Annotated in this window: 12 protein-coding genes; 11 read left to right on the top strand and 1 reads right to left on the bottom strand. The window is 39.2% G+C overall.

Annotation, left to right across the window (positions count from 1 at the left end; genetic code table 11):
- From ppdK to ABC255_RS12140, 6 genes are all read left to right on the top strand, one after another.
- Entirely contained in the window at positions 1–2,670 is a 2,670-nt protein-coding gene (gene ppdK, locus ABC255_RS12115) for a pyruvate, phosphate dikinase (protein ID WP_412993770.1), read from the top strand.
- 268 nt (positions 2,671–2,938) lie between these two features.
- Positions 2,939–3,772: a YitT family protein gene (locus ABC255_RS12120; RefSeq protein ID WP_412998545.1), complete on the top strand. Its 834-nt coding sequence runs from the start codon at positions 2,939–2,941 to the stop codon at positions 3,770–3,772.
- Between the two features lie 194 nt (positions 3,773–3,966).
- The gene (locus tag ABC255_RS12125; RefSeq protein WP_412993772.1) at positions 3,967–5,409 is read left to right on the top strand and encodes a sensor histidine kinase; all 1,443 of its coding nucleotides are present in this window, start codon (positions 3,967–3,969) and stop codon (positions 5,407–5,409) included.
- A gap of 2 nt (positions 5,410–5,411) precedes the next feature.
- Positions 5,412–6,098 carry a response regulator transcription factor gene (locus ABC255_RS12130; RefSeq protein WP_412993774.1) on the top strand — a complete coding sequence of 229 codons (687 nt, stop codon included), beginning with the start codon at positions 5,412–5,414 and terminating at the stop codon, positions 6,096–6,098.
- A gap of 194 nt (positions 6,099–6,292) precedes the next feature.
- Entirely contained in the window at positions 6,293–7,000 is a 708-nt protein-coding gene (locus ABC255_RS12135) for an ankyrin repeat domain-containing protein (protein WP_412993776.1), read from the top strand.
- A 75-nt stretch (positions 7,001–7,075) separates the two neighbouring features.
- Positions 7,076–8,038, top strand: a complete 963-nt coding sequence (locus ABC255_RS12140) for a DUF4822 domain-containing protein (protein WP_412993778.1) — start codon at positions 7,076–7,078, stop codon at positions 8,036–8,038.
- A gap of 65 nt (positions 8,039–8,103) precedes the next feature.
- Here ABC255_RS12140 and ABC255_RS12145 read toward each other — a convergent pair whose 3' ends face one another.
- Positions 8,104–9,513, bottom strand: coding sequence for a PQQ-dependent sugar dehydrogenase (locus ABC255_RS12145; protein WP_412993779.1), 1,410 nt, complete (start codon positions 9,511–9,513; stop codon positions 8,104–8,106).
- A 162-nt stretch (positions 9,514–9,675) separates the two neighbouring features.
- Here ABC255_RS12145 and ABC255_RS12150 point away from each other — a divergent pair, with 162 nt between their 5' ends.
- From ABC255_RS12150 to ABC255_RS12170, 5 genes are all read left to right on the top strand, one after another.
- Positions 9,676–9,867 (top strand): YbxH family protein, encoded by a 192-nt coding sequence (locus tag ABC255_RS12150; protein ID WP_412993781.1) that lies wholly within the window; start codon positions 9,676–9,678, stop codon positions 9,865–9,867.
- Between the two features lie 75 nt (positions 9,868–9,942).
- Positions 9,943–12,516: a helicase-related protein gene (locus tag ABC255_RS12155; protein WP_412993782.1), complete on the top strand. Its 2,574-nt coding sequence runs from the start codon at positions 9,943–9,945 to the stop codon at positions 12,514–12,516.
- A 393-nt stretch (positions 12,517–12,909) separates the two neighbouring features.
- Positions 12,910–14,253, top strand: coding sequence for a 3' terminal RNA ribose 2'-O-methyltransferase Hen1 (locus ABC255_RS12160; protein WP_412993784.1), 1,344 nt, complete (start codon positions 12,910–12,912; stop codon positions 14,251–14,253).
- The gene (locus ABC255_RS12165) at positions 14,253–16,853 is read left to right on the top strand and encodes a polynucleotide kinase-phosphatase (RefSeq protein WP_412993786.1); all 2,601 of its coding nucleotides are present in this window, start codon (positions 14,253–14,255) and stop codon (positions 16,851–16,853) included. Before ABC255_RS12160 ends, ABC255_RS12165 begins: the two co-directional genes overlap by 1 nt.
- A gap of 104 nt (positions 16,854–16,957) precedes the next feature.
- Complete coding sequence (locus ABC255_RS12170) at positions 16,958–18,223, top strand: glycosyl hydrolase family 18 protein (protein WP_412993788.1); 1,266 nt, start codon at positions 16,958–16,960, stop codon at positions 18,221–18,223.
- Positions 18,224–18,246 lie beyond the last annotated feature (23 nt).

Consider the following 18,246-nt stretch of genomic DNA (forward strand, 5'->3'; position numbering starts at 1 on the left):
ATGGAAAAATTCGTTTACTTGTTTCATGAAGGAAATGGAAATATGAAGGAAGTACTTGGAGGAAAAGGAGCGAACTTAGCGGAAATGACGCGTATCGGCTTACCTGTTCCTTATGGTTTTACCATTTCAACTCAAGCATGTAATGCATATTATGATGCAGGAAAAACAATTCCATCGGTTGTTGAGAGTCAAGTATTAGGAGCTTTAAGCAACCTAGAAGAGAAAATGGGAAAAAAACTAGGTGATGCACAAAATCCGCTGCTTGTTTCTGTACGCTCAGGTTCAGTATTTTCAATGCCAGGAATGATGGACACGGTCTTGAACCTGGGTATGAATGATGAAACGGTTATTGGTATGGGAAAATTAACAAATAATCCTCGTTTTGCCTATGATTCTTACCGTCGTTTCATCCAAATGTTCAGTAATGTTGTCCTTGATATCAATACATTTTATTTTGAACAATTATTAGAAGAAACACGCGACCATAAAGGCTATAGTGCTGACCCCGAAATGACTGCTGAGGACTGGAAAGAGGTCATTGAGGGCTACAAAGGAATTGTTAAAAAGCATACTAGAAAAGAATTTCCTCAGGATCCAAAGGAACAGCTTTTTCTTGCGATTAATGCGGTATTTGATTCTTGGAATAATCAGCGTGCAATTGTGTACCGCCGCTTAAATAAAATTCCTGATCACCTTGGAACGGCTGTGAATATTCAAAGCATGGTGTTCGGAAACATGGGGAATGATTCAGGGACAGGCGTAGCCTTCACTCGAAATCCTTCAACAGGTGAGCATGTTTTATACGGAGAGTACCTAATTAATGCTCAAGGGGAAGATGTGGTAGCAGGAATTCGTACACCACAGCCCATTCAAACCTTAAAGGATGAAATGCCAGCCGTTTATAAGCAATTTGCTGACACATGCAATCGTCTTGAACAGCATTACAAAGAAATGCAGGACATTGAATTCACCGTAGAACGTGGTCAGTTGTTTATTCTTCAAACCCGTCATGGTAAGCGGACAGCCCAAGCTGCGATTCGAATTGCCGTTGAAATGGTCGAAGAAGGAATTATTGATAAAAAGACAGCATTGCTTCGTGTCGATCCTGATCAATTAAATCAGCTTCTTCACCGTCGTATTGATGATAAATATGTACGGACGCTATTAGCAAAAGGTCTTCCTGCGTCACCTGGTGCAGCAACTGGTCAGGTCGTGTTTGACGCAGATGAAGCTGAAGAACTCGGAAATGCAGGTAAAAAAGTTATTCTTGTCCGTCCAGAAACAACTCCTGATGATATTCACGGAATTGTGGCTGCGCAGGCTATTGTTACCAGCCGTGGCGGTATGACAAGTCATGCTGCAGTTGTTGCTCGTGGTATGGGGAAGGCATGTATTTGCGGATGTGACGCACTAAAAATTGATGTAAAGGCAAAGCAATTTACCGTTGACGAAAAGGTGATCAACTACGGAGATGTCATCACCATTGATGGTTCCACAGGTGAAATCATGCTTGGCGAAATTCCAATGATTGAACCACAGCTTTCTGATGAATTCCAGCTTTTACTTGCATGGGCTGACCAGGAAAGAAAGATTGGGGTTCGAGCGAATGCCGATAATCCAGAGGATGCACAAAAAGCATTTGAATTTGGTGCCGGTGGAATAGGGTTGTGTCGTACAGAACATATGTTTATGGACTTGAAGCGGATTCCAATCGTACAAAAAATGATATTAGCTGAGAGGTACAAAGAGCGAATGGAAGCTCTTGATGAACTGCTCCCAATGCAGCAAGGTGATTTTGAAGGGATATTTGAAGCCATGCACGGTTTCCCAGTAACGATTCGATTATTAGACCCGCCATTACATGAGTTTTTACCAGATAAGGAGGAGTTGTTAGTCGAAGTTACGAAGCTGCAAATTCTCGACCCTACTTCACCTGAACTCAAGAAGAAAGAGTTACTATTGAAAAAGGTACGACAATTAGACGAGTTCAACCCAATGCTTGGACACCGAGGCTGCCGTCTAGGAATGGTTTATCCGGAAATTTATGAAATGCAGGCAAAGGCAATTTTCTACGCTGCTGCTAAACTTGCAGACAAAGGAATGGAAGTTCAGCCCGAAATCATGATTCCACTTGTTGGTCATGTCAACGAGTTGAAAGAAATGCGCCAGCTTGTCATCGATGCGGCTGTAAAGGTGCAGGAAGAAACAGGCAAGCAATTTGAATATACAATTGGAACGATGATTGAAATTCCACGTGCGGCGCTAACCGCTGACCAAATTGCACAAGAAGCTGATTTCTTCTCATTTGGTACAAACGATTTAACACAAACAACATTCGGATACAGCCGTGACGATGCAGAAGGCAAGTTCCTTCAGAATTATATCGAAAACAAGGTTCTGCCTGAAAATCCGTTTGCCGTTCTTGATCAAGATGGTGTTGGCAGATTAGTAGAAATGGGCGTTAAACTTGGTCGTGGAGCAAAACCTACATTGAAAACAGGGATTTGTGGAGAGCATGGCGGAGAAAAAACATCGATTGATTTCTGCTACAAAACCGGACTTGATTATGTAAGCTGTTCGCCATACCGTGTGCCGTTAGCTAGATTAGCGGCTGCACAAGCAACGATTCGTCATGAATCAAATAAGAAGGAAGTTTATACAACAGCATAGTTCACTTATTTAGAAGAAATAATTGTGATAATAAACCATTTGGAGACCAAATCCCATAGTTGATTTGGTCTCTTTTTCTTTTTAGGAGAAGCTTTTGGTCCATTAAAAATAAGAAGTGCCACCCTCGTTCATTTTTTTAAACTCAAAAGATTCGAAAAAAGGGATTTTGAATACATAGAAGGAGAATAATAGTTAAATCTGAAAATAGTTACGAAAGCAGGAGATTAAATTGAGTGCCAACACTAAACAAAAACCCAATAAACTAAAAATGATTTCACGAGCTTTATTGGTTATTATTGGGGCTATTATTACAGCATATGGACTAGAAACTGTATTAATTCCCAATAACGTATCAGATGGCGGTGTGACGGGACTGAGTATCGTTGGGTCAAAATTAATCGGATTACCTCTAGGACTACTCATCGCTGTATTGAATATTCCATTCGTATTTTTAGGATATAAACAGATTGGCACAAGTTTTGCCATTTATTCTGTTATTGGTATCGCGTCGTTAGCCATTGGAACGATCCTTATGCACCATTTACCACCCATTATTGAAGGAGATACCTTGTTAATAACGGTTGTTGGTGGAATCATTATCGGTTTTGGAATGGGGTTAGCATTGCGAAATGGCGGTGCATTAGATGGAATTGATATGTTAGCCGTACTACTTTCTCGTAAATTACCGTTTGGAACCAGTGATCTTATTTTATTTTTAAATATGTTCGTCTTTATCGTTGTGTCAACAGCCTTCGGTCTTCAAGGAGCCTTTCTATCGGCAATTGCTTACTATATCGCCTCTAAGGTCATACATATTGTGGAAGAGGGTTTAAGTGGTTCTAAAACTTTTAAGATAATTACCAATGCGCCAGAATTAATGGTAGAAAAGATTCGTGAAAATTTGGGACGAGGGGCAACGTATAACGTAGTGGAAGGTGGTTATTCAAACGAAAAATTCAAAGAAATCAATTGCGTCATTAACCGTTTAGAAGAAAGCAAAATGAAAGAAATCATAAACGAAATTGACGAAAATGCCTTTGTTATCGTATATGACGTGGCAGAAGTAAAAGGTGGAAACTTCAAGAAGCATGATGTTCATTAAGCGAATAGAGCGGACATTAAAAGGTGACAGGCACCATTTATGCAAAAAACGCTGTTTATGCAGCGTTTTTTGTATGTTTTTCTAATCTGTTTTGAGATTTTTTCTTTATTTTTTCGAAATTTTTAAGATTTGTGTGATATGGTTCAATTAGTCTTTATGGAAATTTAGTGAAAGCGGTGGATTGGAGGTGAAGTATGTCCATTAAAATGAGGTTTCTTTTGTCATACGTGGGGGTAATTGTTTTTTCTATCTCTTTGTTTTTAGCTGCTGGTTATTTGCTTCTTTTTACCATAACGGGCGATGTAAATTCAATAGCGAACTTTTATAAGAAATCATATCTTCAAAAACCTTTGACTCCAGTTGAGGAAAGTGTGTTTCTGGATTTAAAACTTTTGGCAAAAAATAACCCTGAGCAGCTATTATATAAAGAACAACTGAAGAAGCTTGAACAGCAAGATATCAAAATTGTCGTTAGAAAAGATAACAACATTGAGTATGCGACTTCTACAATAGATCAGCTGGCATTGGTTACGTCACTTCCTAAGTTTGAGGAAACGAATATAAACACGCGGGATTCCATTAAACTCAATGACTTCTATTTTACGTATGTGAAGTTTGATTTTTATTTTTCGGACAAAAGTAAAGGAAGTATTTTTGTATTAAGGAAGGTAAGCTCAAATACTCAATTGATGCAAGAGCTGTTTCCTATCTTATTAGGTCTTTTACTGCTCCTGTTTATCATGATTATTGGGTTGCTAAACTATTTAGTCTCAAGAAGCATTATCAGGCCAATCTCCATTCTAAAAGAGGGTGCAGAACGGATTAAATCGGGTGATTTACATTTTGAAATCAAAACAACTTTCAATGATGAAATCGGACAATTAAATAAAACGTTTGAGGAAATGAGACTAAAACTAAAGGAGTCGATCACCCTCCAACTTCAATATGAGGAAAATCGAAAAGAACTTCTTTCAAATATTTCACATGATTTAAAAACACCGATTACTTCAATTATCGGTTATGTGGAGGGAATAAAAGACGGTGTAGCAAATACCCCGGAGAAAATGGAGAAGTATTTAACCACCATTCATGTCAAAGCAAGGGATATGGATTCTTTAATCGACGAACTGTTTTTATTTTCAAAACTAGATTTAAAGAAAGAGTCCTTCACTTTTGAAACGATTGAACTAGTTGAATACATGAAAGATTTTGTAGAGAAACTTCATCTGGATTTAGTTCAAAAAGGGATACAGATTCACCACCATTCACCAAATAAACCGATATACGTGACCGCTGACCGTGAGAAGTTAAAACGTGTTTTAGTAAATCTCATTAACAATTGTGTTAAGTATATGAATAAAGGTGATCAGTATATTTCAATTCAACTGCATGAAGGCCCTTTTGATGCCGTTGTAGAAGTAACGGACAATGGCTATGGGATAGAACCTTCTGCGTTGCCGTTCATTTTTAATCGTTTTTACCGGGCAGAAAAGTCTAGGAATTCCCGGACTGGCGGAAGTGGATTAGGACTAGCCATTGCCAAACACATCATAGAAGAGCACGAAGGTGAGATTTGGGCAACGAGCGAGAAAGGCAAAGGTACGAGTGTTTTCTTTTCTATAAAGAAAGGTGTGTAAAAATGAAAAAGATATTATTGGTCGAGGATGAAGTAAGTATCGCAGAATTACAAAGAGATTACTTAGAGATTCATCAGTTTCATGTAGATGTTGAACATTCTGGTGATTCAGGACTCCAAATGGCACTTGAAAATGATTATGATTTGATTATTTTAGACATCATGCTCCCAGGCGTAAATGGGTTTGATATATGCAAACAAGTACGTCAAATTAAAAATATTCCGATTCTGTTTGTTTCCGCAAAAAAAGAGGATATCGATAAAATCCGAGGTCTCGGTTTAGGAGCAGATGATTATATTACCAAGCCTTTTAGTCCAAGTGAGTTGGTAGCTAGGGTGAAAGCACATATAGATCGATATGAACGACTAGCTGGAAATCAAACAAAATCAAATATGATTAAGGTTAAAGAGATTATGATTGATAAGTCAGCGCGTAAAGTTTTTCTTAACGGTGAGGAGACATCGTTCACAACAAAGGAATTTGACTTGTTGGTATTTCTTGTGAATCACCCGAATCAAGTCTTGAACAAAGAGCAGCTATATGAACATATTTGGGGCTATGAAATGGCAGCAGATGTTTCAACTGTGACCGTTCATATCAGAAAAATACGCGGTAAAATTGAAAAGGATCCTGCCCATCCGAAATATTTAGAAACGGTTTGGGGAGCAGGCTATCGATTCAATGTTTAAGCTAAATAATATAAATACAATCCGTCACGAGGTGGCGGATCTTTTTTTATAAACATGAAGAAATTTTCTGAAAAAGTTTATCTTTTTTTAAGAAATTCTTTCGAGGGAGTTTAACATTACGTATTAACATAAATGTATGGCCAAATGAATGAGGGAGGATAGCAAATAGAATATAGCGACAGGTGGTGAAAGTCATGTGGAGGCGCCAAGCAATAGTCATTGGAACTATATTCATTCTTCATGGATGTGTCTCAGTTAATGATGGTGATTTCAATAAACAGGAGAATGAGATAAAAGAAGAGATAGATATGGAGGAACAACTGATTCAAGCAGCAAAAGGCAAAGATGCGGATACCGTAAGAAAATTAATTGAGAAAGGTGTCGATATTAATACACAGGACTCAGACGGGCGAACCTCCGCAATGATTGCGACATACAACAACGATGCAGAGACAGCAAAAATACTTATTGACGCGGGAGCAGATGTCAATATCCAGGATGAAATAGAAAATAACCCCTTCCTGTATGCTGGTGCTGAAGGGTATATTGAAATCCTAAAATTTACGATTAAAGCGGGTGCCGACCCATCTATAACGAACCGGTATGGAGGAACTGCTTTAATCCCTGCCTCAGAACATGGATATGTAGATGTTATTAAAGAACTTCTTACCAATACTGATATCGATATAAATCATATAAATGATCTCGGCTGGACAGCTTTACTTGAAGCTATAATATTGAATAATGGTGATGAAAAACAGCAGCAAACAGTGCAATTGTTGATCGATCATGGGGCAGATGTGAATATTCCCGATCATAATAATGTAACCCCTTTACAGCATGCACGAAGGAAAGGTTTTAATGAGATTGAAAATATATTGGTAAAAGCAGGGGCAAAATAACTAGGTTGTGTAAAGACTTAATCAGGAACAAAACCGTGGAATTGACACCAAAATAAAGAAATGAGGAGACAAAAAATGAACAAAAAAGCAAAAATGCTACCATCTATTCTTCTTGGTTTAACTTTAGTTATTTCAGGATGCAGCACAATCACACAGGCGCAAACAAATGACCAGAAGCAAGAACAAACAGAAAAAAAGGGAAGTGAACAAAATAAGGAAACCAAAGGACAGGAATTCGTAAATATTTTAAGCAGCACAAATTGGCAAGGTACAAAAGTATATGATAAGGATAAAAATGACTTATCAAAGGAGAATGCAAACTTTATTGGTCTTGCGAAATATGATGATAAAACCGCGAGATATGAATTTTTTGATAAAACCACAAAAAAGAGCCGCGGTGACAAAGGAACGTTCTTTATCACCAACGATGGAAAGAATAGAGTATTAATATCTGAATCAATGGGATACCAAGCTGTTGTTGAAATAACAAAACTTAATAAAGACATATTTACTTATAAGAGAATGGGAAAAGATGCGAATGGTAACGAAGTAGAGGTATTTGTTGATCATATTCCATATAAAAAAACAAATCTATCTTTTACGGATCCAGATAAGACCTTGGTAACAAAAACGGGAGAAATTGTTACAGATAAGGATGGAGATAAAATCCTATCAGATACCCTTTGGCAAGGAACTGTGGCATTAGATGAAAACGGTAATGATGTGTCAGCCTATAACACAAATTTTCTAGGACTTGCGAAATATGATTTTAAGACAAATAAATATGAATTTTTTGATGCGAAAACAGGTGCAAGCCGTGGTGATTACGGGTATTACGATGTTGTCCACGGGAATAAATTAAGAGCACATGTTTCATTAGGAATGAAGTACGGTGCAGTTCTTGAACTAACAGAGCTGAATGAAAAGAAATTCACCTATAAAAGAATGGGTAAAGACAAAGATGGTAAAAACATAACGATAACCGTTGAACATGTTCCGTATAAAGGTGATTTCAAACTAAAATTCACTAAATTTTAATGACAAATTGGTGCCTAGCCAGGAAGGGAATGGATTTACTCCACTCCCTTTTTTATTTGAAAGAATCAAGGAACAATTTCAAAAACAGTACCCTGGTTTAAATCAGTCACCTTCATAGATCCATAAACCCCTAAATATAGTCTGCTTTGATCCAGATTACTTCCCAAACTTACATAATATGCGGCTTGAGATCCATAATCATATTCGGTTTGAATTACACTAAAATCACTTTGTTTACCATCTTGTCTTATACTGGAGTAGGCTAAGGCCCCTCTAGCTTGAGGTTGGGATTCTTTCCGGGAAAGATCGATAAACACAACGCTTCCCGTTAAAGCGGGTATTGCATGACCCATATAGGCTTGCACTCCTGTAAGGGCGGTTCCACTAAATTTATCGGGACGTGGATCTCTATGATAATAACTAGTCAAAGGCTGAAGACGCCTCACTGAAGTAGTTATTGCTTCATTGTAAAAAGCAATTATTTTTTCATCTAAAGCCGGATTATTAGTGCAGCCCCTGATAAATGAAGTAGGAAAATCACCTTCCCATCCCCGCCAGCCAAAATTAATTAATCCTTCTTGGTCAAGGTCAACATTCATTGAAGCGGCACGAACAAGCTGAGTAACTGGTATTGGCTTATAATGAAAGAATGAAAAAATCGACTCTTCCAAATCCTGTCCGACATTCCCCACGTATTTAATATACTGATGTTGAACCCTTTGATAAGAAATGCCAGAAATGTTGCGAACTCCTTTCGCCATTACAGAAAGTGTTTCCTGAATAGGTACAGGAAGTTCATTAAAACGTGTAACCACGGGTGGATTCGGGATACCTGTATTTTTTACAACGTCGATTTCAATAATCTTACCTGCAATTTCCATCGTATCCTGACTTAAATTAAAGGGATCATAGCCTGACCCTCCATCTCCTGTTGTTATAACAAGTTTTCCTGTCTCAGGGGAAAAGTTTAAGCTGTTAACGCCATTATGATTCATAAAAGGTCTTCTTACATTAAGTAATGTCCGTCGTTTTTGGGGTTGACCATTCGATTGTAAAATCCATTCCTCCACTGTATCAATATGGTCATATTGAGTTTCTCTATTTATCCATCTCAGGTTTAATGTTCCAGGATCACAAGGGTTTGGTGTAAAAGATTCAGAAAGAGCACCTGGACCTTGTGTTCCGGCTGCTGAATAATGTAGATAAAACAGACCGTTATAATAAAATTGGGGATGAAACGCCAGCCCTAGCAATCCACGTTCATCATAACCACCAGAAGCACCAAGTCTTATAATCCGCGAACGAATATCTAAAAAAGTCCTAATACCTCCATTATTTACAAAAAAGATTTCTCCGACCTGGGTAGCAATAAATAATCTTTCCACTGAGTCACCCGGTAGGAAAGCTGTTTTTAAAACAGTGGGTAAATTTATCTTGCTGACAATGGGCCGTAAACGAACCTTTACATTTATCACCGACTTCCCACTCCTTCTTAACGTTTTCTCCTATGAGAATATGATTAGACCTGTTTTCTTAGTACCATATGGGGATTAGGTAACTTGGCAGCGTTCTGATTTTGAAGATTAACGACAGCATAATAGTAAATACTAAAAAAAATTCAAAAAAAGGGGATTATCATGGGAGCTATTGAACGAAACGGATTTCGCTTTGTACCGGAATTCAGTGTCAGCCACCAAAATGGTGCGATTCATGTCTACAACAAGAATCGATTGATTGAAGAAATCAAATTTGAATTTTCAGGGGATTTTCCTGAACTAGATCAGATCGAGGATTTAGTCGATGAATACTGCAATAAACGTGAAATTTAAAGTCCGAATATTTGTTCGATTACGTGTTTAGTGATAAACTAAACATACCAAATTAGGATAAAGGGAGGGAAGAAGTTGAATAAACTAACCGCTGTTTACCCTCAAGCGATTGAACATACCAAGAATAAAGTCGTCGAAGATATGAATCATTATTTAGAATCAAAGGAAAGTATGCCGTCATTTAACGAATATTTAAACGATCGCGGGCATTATCTCGAACAAATTTGGATCAATGTCTGGCTGAATAAGGTCACCAATGATGTCCCAAAGAATGAGAAAAAAGATTTTTTGCGGGAAAAAGGATTTGAAGTTCAAGGTGTGGACCGCAAACTTATTAATAAACTATTTCGGGATGAAATGAGAGAGTATCAGCCATTTAATGTACTGGAATGGACTAAGGATACCTTTAAAGATCAAAAAGAGGAATGGGAACAAAGATATCACCAAGCGAAAACAGATTTTATCAAAAGACAAGAAGCGAACCGCCTTGCCGAATTGCGCCATAGGCTCGCAGAAAAAATAGAAGAATTGGCAACTGAAATATTGGAAAAGGATTACGCTGAATGTTATCTCTATGTTCGTTATTTTACTGCGAAGCAATTGGCTGCTGACATCAAGAACAATGTGAAATTTCAAAACGTCGATACCTTTGCGCTGGAAGAAAAGTTAGTAGATGAGGGTCATTTTAATCCCAACTCATACACGACAGTGGCAAAGTTTTTTGAGGAACTTACAGGTGATATTCATAAGACCGTTCACTCGGGACGAAGTTTGTATGAATATCAAACGTATTTTTTTGTCTATGAAAGCTTAATTTCAGACTATCTTTCTGGAATGATCCCGCAAAGGGTTTTGGAAAAGCTTCCGCATGAGATGAAGGAACAGTTTCAAGAAGCCTTTGGTGAAAAACTGACGCCATCCTTCATTAAGGGAAGTATGACGCAGCTTTTTTATGAAGTGGAAGATTATTTTATTGAAGATATCCAAGAGGAATATCTTTCGGATTTATTAAAAATTGCAGAAATTCCATTTGACCTTACCTTCCATCAGAAAATTTTTGAAAAGGACTACTCCGAAAGAGAACGTAAAAAGGCGGAGGAAGAGGCAGAATTAAAACGAAAAAGAGAAGAAGAAGAGCGAATGATGGAGGATATTTTCGGCCAGGAGTACAATCCATCGTTTGGTCGAAGAGTTCGTTATATACTTCATATTGGTGAAACCAATACGGGAAAAACGCACCATGCACTTGAGCAAATGAAGCGTGCAAACAGTGGCTTATATCTAGCTCCACTTAGGCTATTAGCGCTGGAGGTTTATGATAAGTTAAATGCCGAAGGAACACCATGCACGTTAAAAACGGGTGAGGAAGAAAAAATCATACCGGGTGCAAACCATTTTTCATGCACGGTAGAAATGTTTCATGAAAAGGAAAGCTTTGATATTGTCGTCATTGACGAAGCACAAATGATTACCGATAAGGACCGTGGCTTCTCCTGGTACAAAGCGATCACCAAGGCAAATGCACATGAAGTCCATATTATCGGAAGCAGGAACTCCAAACCGATGCTGCTGCAGCTGTTAGGAGATTCGGACATTGAGATCCACGAATACAGCCGGGATACACCATTGGAAGTGGAATCAAAAGAATTTCATATTAAACATGTAAAAAAAGGGGATGCACTGATTTGTTTTTCAAGAAGGAGAGTGCTTGAAACGGCGTCCCGGCTTCAAAGCGATGGTCATTCTGTCAGCATGATCTACGGAAGCATGCCCCCAGAAACAAGAAAAAAGCAAATTGAGCAATTTAATACTGGAAAAACTAAGGTCATTGTATCAACTGATGCCATTGGAATGGGCTTGAACTTGCCGATTCGCCGGATAGTGTTCTTAGAAAATGAGAAATTTGATGGAACCAGAAGGCGGTTGTTAACCTCGCAGGAAGTGAAACAAATCGCCGGACGAGCAGGCCGTAAAGGGATCTATGATGTGGGAAAGGTTGCATTTACGAAGGACATCAGGCTGATGAGGAGATTGCTGAATCAAGAGGATGAGCCAGTTCATACGTTTGCGATCGCTCCAACCAACTCGGTATTCGAGCGGTTCCAACGGTATTATCGTGATTTAGGAACGTTCTTTGAGCTATGGGGGAAATTCAAAAGCCCACAAGGAACGAAAAAAGCTTCATTAGCGGAGGAGCGGTCACTTTACGATCTAATTGCTGGGACTGAAATTGAAGCACGATTACCTTTAATGGACCTATATGGGTTTTTGCACCTTCCTTTTTCAAAAAATGAACCGATGTTAACAAGACAATGGGAAGAGACGATGTATGCGATTATCCAGGGAACTCCTTTACCGGAACCGCCATACAAGGAACGAAGTTTAGAGGATCTCGAGTTAGCTTATAAAGCACTAGGCTTGCATTTGCTCTTTTTGTATCGATTAGGCGAGCGGACAGAGGCGATTTATTGGGAGCGGCTGCGTGAAGAAATGAGTGACAAGGTCCAAGATAAATTAAAAACCGATATTCGAAAGTTCGTTAAAAAATGTCGAAACTGTGGAAAGAATCTTCCTTGGGATCACTCGTTTCCAACCTGTGATGCCTGCCATAATGCTAAATATAGAAGACGCTTTGCAGAAGATTTCTAAGAGTACCATTTAAGGTTCAAATCGCAAATGATTTGAACCTTTTTATTTTCTTGCGAAATTTTGGATGGTGTCGTATGAGAATCCATAGGCGGAGAATTTCCTGCTATTGTTTACTGAGGGAGCTTAAGTAGCAGATATAAGCGGAGATATTCCTGTTAACTGCTCTAAATTAGTCAAAATCCAAAGATTTGAATATGATAAGCGGAAAAACTCCCCCTGTCTTTTGGGAAATATAGGTATTTCCCAAATTAGTCGGAATTTTTCCGTTTATTTTTCAAACCAGTGAAATCTACCTTCTGTTATATTTTATCGACAACCATTTCTAAAATACCCAATTTTAAGCAATGATAGTAGGTAGGAGTAACTAGTTCAGAAGAAAGTGAAGTGTAGTGTATGCAGCTTTCATTAACTGTTAGGGGTTCAGGTGCAGATGTGGTTTCTTATCTTATCGCGAAGAATCCCAATAACCCGTATGAGCGGGACGAGAAAGGCTTTAAGGTCCGCCTTGTTTATCCTATATTTACAAAAGAAGAAGTTCAGTTTGTCATTTATGTCAAGCCCGACCCGATTGATTTAGTGAGAAACTCATCAGACTTATTTGATATTACCCATTACATAAATGACCGCGAGTTTGCCGTGAGCAGCCTTTTTATCACTGCCATTCGCAAGGCTTTAGGGACTGCTTTAAATGGAAAACCAGATGAAGAATACAAACAATGGGTGGATCATCCCTTTGATATGGAGCTTGCATTTGGACCAGTCGCAACTGATTTGCGTGATGAGGAGATTGCTGATTTATTTGAACCGATTGGGTACAATGCTGAAATTGAGCTTGGAATCAGCACCCTCCGGGATAAAAGCACAGCCCGATTTGTCACGCTATCAGGCAGGTACAGCATTCAGAACGCATTAAAACATGTATCCATTCTCATCCCTGTTATTGATAACTATAAACATTATTTTTTAGATGAAAGAGAAATTGAAAAACTAGATCGGTACGGGGAAGGATGGCTAGAAAACCATCCGCTAAAGCAGTTGATTGTAAAACGGGCACTTCGTTTTAATGCACTCATTTCTCAATCAAAATTCTATGAAAAGAAGCAAAGAAACCGTGGCTATGACGAGAGCCAGAAGGTTCGCTTAAATGATCTACGCTATGAACACATATTGAACTATATAAAAACCCTGCCCCACAAAGAAACCATTGTGGACCTAGGTGCTGGAGAAGGCCGTCTCTCCGTCCAGCTTGGTTTTGTAGAAGGAGTTCAAGAAATTCTATCGATAGAGCCCTCAAATAGATCGCGTATTAAGGCTATCGAACGATTTGAGCAAGTGATTAAGACAGATGGATATGTGAAGCCACAATCCTTACCAGGATCATTATTTTATTATGATAGCCGTTTGCAAAACAAAGATATCATCATTTTATGTGAAGTAATCGAACATATTGAGGAAGACAGGCTGCCTAAAATTTTTGATGTTATCTTGAATGATTATCGTCCTAGGACCCTGATTGTGACAACACCAAATCAGGAATTCAATGTGCTTTATGAAATGGAAGAAGAAATGCGCCATGACGACCATCGTTTTGAATGGACGAGAACGCAATTTGCTGAGAATGTAAAAAAATGGTCTCAAAACTTTCCTTATCAAGTTAGCATTCAAGGGATAGGAGAAAAGCATCCAACATATGGACATCCCACGCAAATAGCGATTTTTAGAAGGGAGGAAGAATAATGACAACGATCCATCTACCTCATGCGGGTATTGTCCTGTTAGTCGGACCTTCTAATACCGGAAAAACAACATTATTGAATCAGTTAATCCAAGAAGAGCAGATTCTTCCATCTGAAGTGGTCAGCTCTGATCAATTTCGCGTTCTAGTCAGCGATATTGAATTTATTAGTTGGAATGGACGTCCCAAAGACGAAAGTGATGCATTATTTCATGAATACCAGCAAATATCTGGTGCTGCATTTAATGCTATGGATTTTGTGATTTCTCAACGTTGTAAACTCAATAAATTAACGTTTATCGACGCCACTCATTTACGTGAGGAAGAACATGAAAAATATCTGCAGATGGGGAAGAAGTATCATGTTCCAGTGATTGCAATGGTCTTGAATATTTCAGAAACGGAATTGATGAGACGGGATATGGAGCGGGCTTTTCCTCGTGGCCGAAACCGAATCAAGCAGCAATATCAACATTTTAAAAATACACTTCGCTTCATTAAAAAGAAGCCATATCGCCGAGTTTACATACTAGGTGAAGATGAGTTGGAAGTTTTAAATATAAGTCGTTTAGAAAACCCGTTATTCATTGATGTAGGTACGGGAATAGATTTCATAGGGGATGTTCACGGCTGCTATGATGAATTTATGGAACTGTTATCAAAGCTTGGATATCAGGAAAACGAAGAAGGTTATTACATCCACCCTGAAGGAAGGAAAATTCTTTCTCTAGGTGATGTGGTGAGTCGGGGACCAAAGTCGATAGAGACATTGAAATTTTTCCAAAGGCATGTGGCTAATGGGCATGCTTATATGATTGACAGCAATCACGGCTGGAAAATTGCCCGCTGGCTTGACGGAAAAAATGTAAAGATGGCACATGGTGATGAAAATGTGGCTGCTGAATTTGAAGAATATGAGCGTAAATACGGTGGTGAGGCTGCCGAGGAGTTAAAGGCACAAATAAAAGAGTTACTTTTACAAGCGAAATCTCATTATATTATTCGAAAAAATGAGGTTAATACTGTTGTAGCTGTTCATGCTGGAATCAAGGACCATTATATTGGCAAGCAGTCGCCCCGTATTTCTGATTTTTGCCGGTATGGTGATAGTGAGGGGCTTGATCAGAATGGTAAGCCAATCCGAAAAGACTGGTCGGTCTCCCATAAATCAAGTGAACTGATTCTTTGGGGGCATGATCCAAAGCCACAGCCATTGCTGGTTAACAACACACTTAATATTGACCAAGGTGTAGTCTTCGGTGGCAGTTTAACCGCTTATCGTTATCCAGAAAAACAATTTGTTTCGGTCAAGGCGAAACAGGATTATGCGAATGTTCCCGACAATCCATTGAAGGAATGGGAGCTCAAAAGGCTTGCACCTCCGAACATCATGAAGTTTCTTGAAGGATACTCTGTGCTCACGGAGAACTACGGCGAGATCATGATTTATGATGATGGCTTGAAACCAGCTTTAGATGATCTATCGCATTACACCTTGCCCCTTGAAGACATCGTCTATCTTCCGCCAACGATGAGTCCGACGCCAAAACCGTCTCGTCTGGAAGAATACCTCGAGCATCCGATGGAGGCGTTCGAATACTATCAAAACAATGGTGTCGATACAATGGTCGTGGAAAAGAAACACATGGGCAGCAGGGGCATTTTATTTTTATTTAAAAATAAAGAAATTGCCAAGGAGTATGTTGGCAGGGAAACATTAGGAACCATCTATACGCGTACAGGGAGAGCATTTTTTCAAAAGGAACTGCAAGAACAAGTGGTTAGTGTCTTGAATGAAGATTTAGTAAAAAGTGGTTATTTTGAGAAGTACAATACTGATTTTGTCTTGCTTGATGCAGAAATCCTGCCATGGAATTTGAAGGCGAAAGATCTGATTTTAAACCAATATGCGCATGTTGGTGAAATGGCACTGCTTGATCGACTTAAATTAAAGGATTCACTGGAGCAAGCTCTTGATAGCGGGAAGGATGTTTTAAGCTGGGTACAGGAAAATGATGTGGGGATCGAAAATGCCAGAGTTTTTAATGAGGTATATCAGAAATATTGTTGGGAAACACAAGGATTGGAAGGAATACAAATCGCCCCATTTCACACATTGGCTCACAGCTCGGAAACGTTTTTTGACAAGCCGCACACTTGGCATATGGAGAAAAATAAAGAATTCGGCGGGATTTCCCGTTTGTTTTTAGAAACAGAATACCGAATTGTAAATGATGAAGCCTCGATGAAAGCGGCGATTGAGTGGTGGGGAAAAATGACTGAGGATGGTCATGAAGGATTTGTTGTGAAACCAGAATCGTATATTACACGCCACAAAGGAAAACTACTCCAGCCTGCAATAAAAGTAAGGGGTCGCAAGTATTTGCATATCATTTATGGAATCGATTATTTGCTTCCTGAAAATTTGTCTCGATTAAAGAAACGGAATGCAGGCAAAAAGCAGCGCAATGCATTGAAGGAATTCGCTCTTGGTGTAGAGGGTGTTACCCGATTCGTAAAAAGAGAATCATTGGAACGTGTTCATGAATGTGTGTTAGGAATTCTAGCATTAGAAGCAGAACCCATTGATCCAAGATTATAGGGTAGTTAAACGAACTGGCTTGTTCCAGTTCGTTTTTTTCATCAAAAGAGCCATAATCTATGCGATTTCCCCATATGATGTAGGTAAAAAGGAGTGTGAGTGGTATGGGTGTACATGTGGTGGGAACGGGGGATAATTTGTGGGTAATTTCAAATCAGTATGGTGTTCCGATCCAAACGATTGTGAAGCTCAATGGACTGCCATCAGCAAGTACCCTCGTACCAGGTCTCGCCTTGTATATCCCAGACAACCAACTGCCAATCCGCTCCTATCAAATAAAAACGGGTGACCAAATTTGGGAAATAGCACAGAAGTTTAGAACGGACACTTCGTCGATTTTAGCGGCCAATCCTGGCATAAATCCAAATCAGCTTTTCGTTGGTCAAATCATTTATATTCCCTCACCAGTAAAATTAAAAATCGCAACATTAGGGTTTATTGTACCATCTGGGGACAGTGCGGTTCTTTCAATATTAGATTCACTCGCCGGACAATTAACGTATTTAGCCGTGGTAGCGTATTCATTTACGACCGAAGGCTATGCCTATAACTTGATTGAGGATTCAGCGATTATTGCGCGGAGTAAACAATTGAATATCACTCCACTAATGATGATTCGTAATTTTACAGGATTAGATTTTAGCGCTGAGCTTGCCGGTAAGGTACTAGCCAATCCGGTTTATCGCAGGAATTTGGTTCAGAGTATTGTGAATTTGACAAAGCAGAGAGGGTTTGGCGGGGTTAGTATCGACTTTGAATTTATACCACCTCTCCAGCGTAATGACTTTAATGTATTTTTAAGAGAATTAAAGAATGCTTTGGGAGAGTTAATACTTCATGTAAATGTACATGCGAAAACGGCAGACCTCCCGACCAATCGAATTGTCGGGGCATATGATTATGCAGCGATAGGGAATGCAGCAGACATCGTGGCTGTTATGACGATTGATTATGGTTACCCAGGCGGACCGCCGGATCCGATTGCTCCTGTCTGGTGGATGGAGGAAGTGGTTCAATACGCTCTTACGCAAATCAATCCTCGTAAACTGCAGATTGCTATACCGCTTTATGGATATGATAAAGTCGTAGGGACGAATACCACGCGTGCCATGTCAATTGTGGCGGCCCAGAATCAAGCCATTGCGACAGGTTCAACCATTGAATTTGATCAAAGGTCCAGGTCCCCATGGTACCGGCATTGGAGCGCGGGGGTAGAACAGGTCGTTTGGTTTGAGGATATTCGAAGTTTTATAGAAAAATATCGGTTAATCGATGTATACCAGTTGTCAGGGACTACTTTTTGGCAGATAAGCTTGCCGGCTCCGCAGAATTGGGCTTATTTGAGTAAGAATATTACTGTTTTGAAATAGTGTTCTCGCGAATTACGGATATA

This window comes from Neobacillus canaveralius (assembly GCF_047237705.1).
GTDB lineage: Bacteria > Bacillota > Bacilli > Bacillales > Cytobacillaceae > Neobacillus > Neobacillus niacini_K.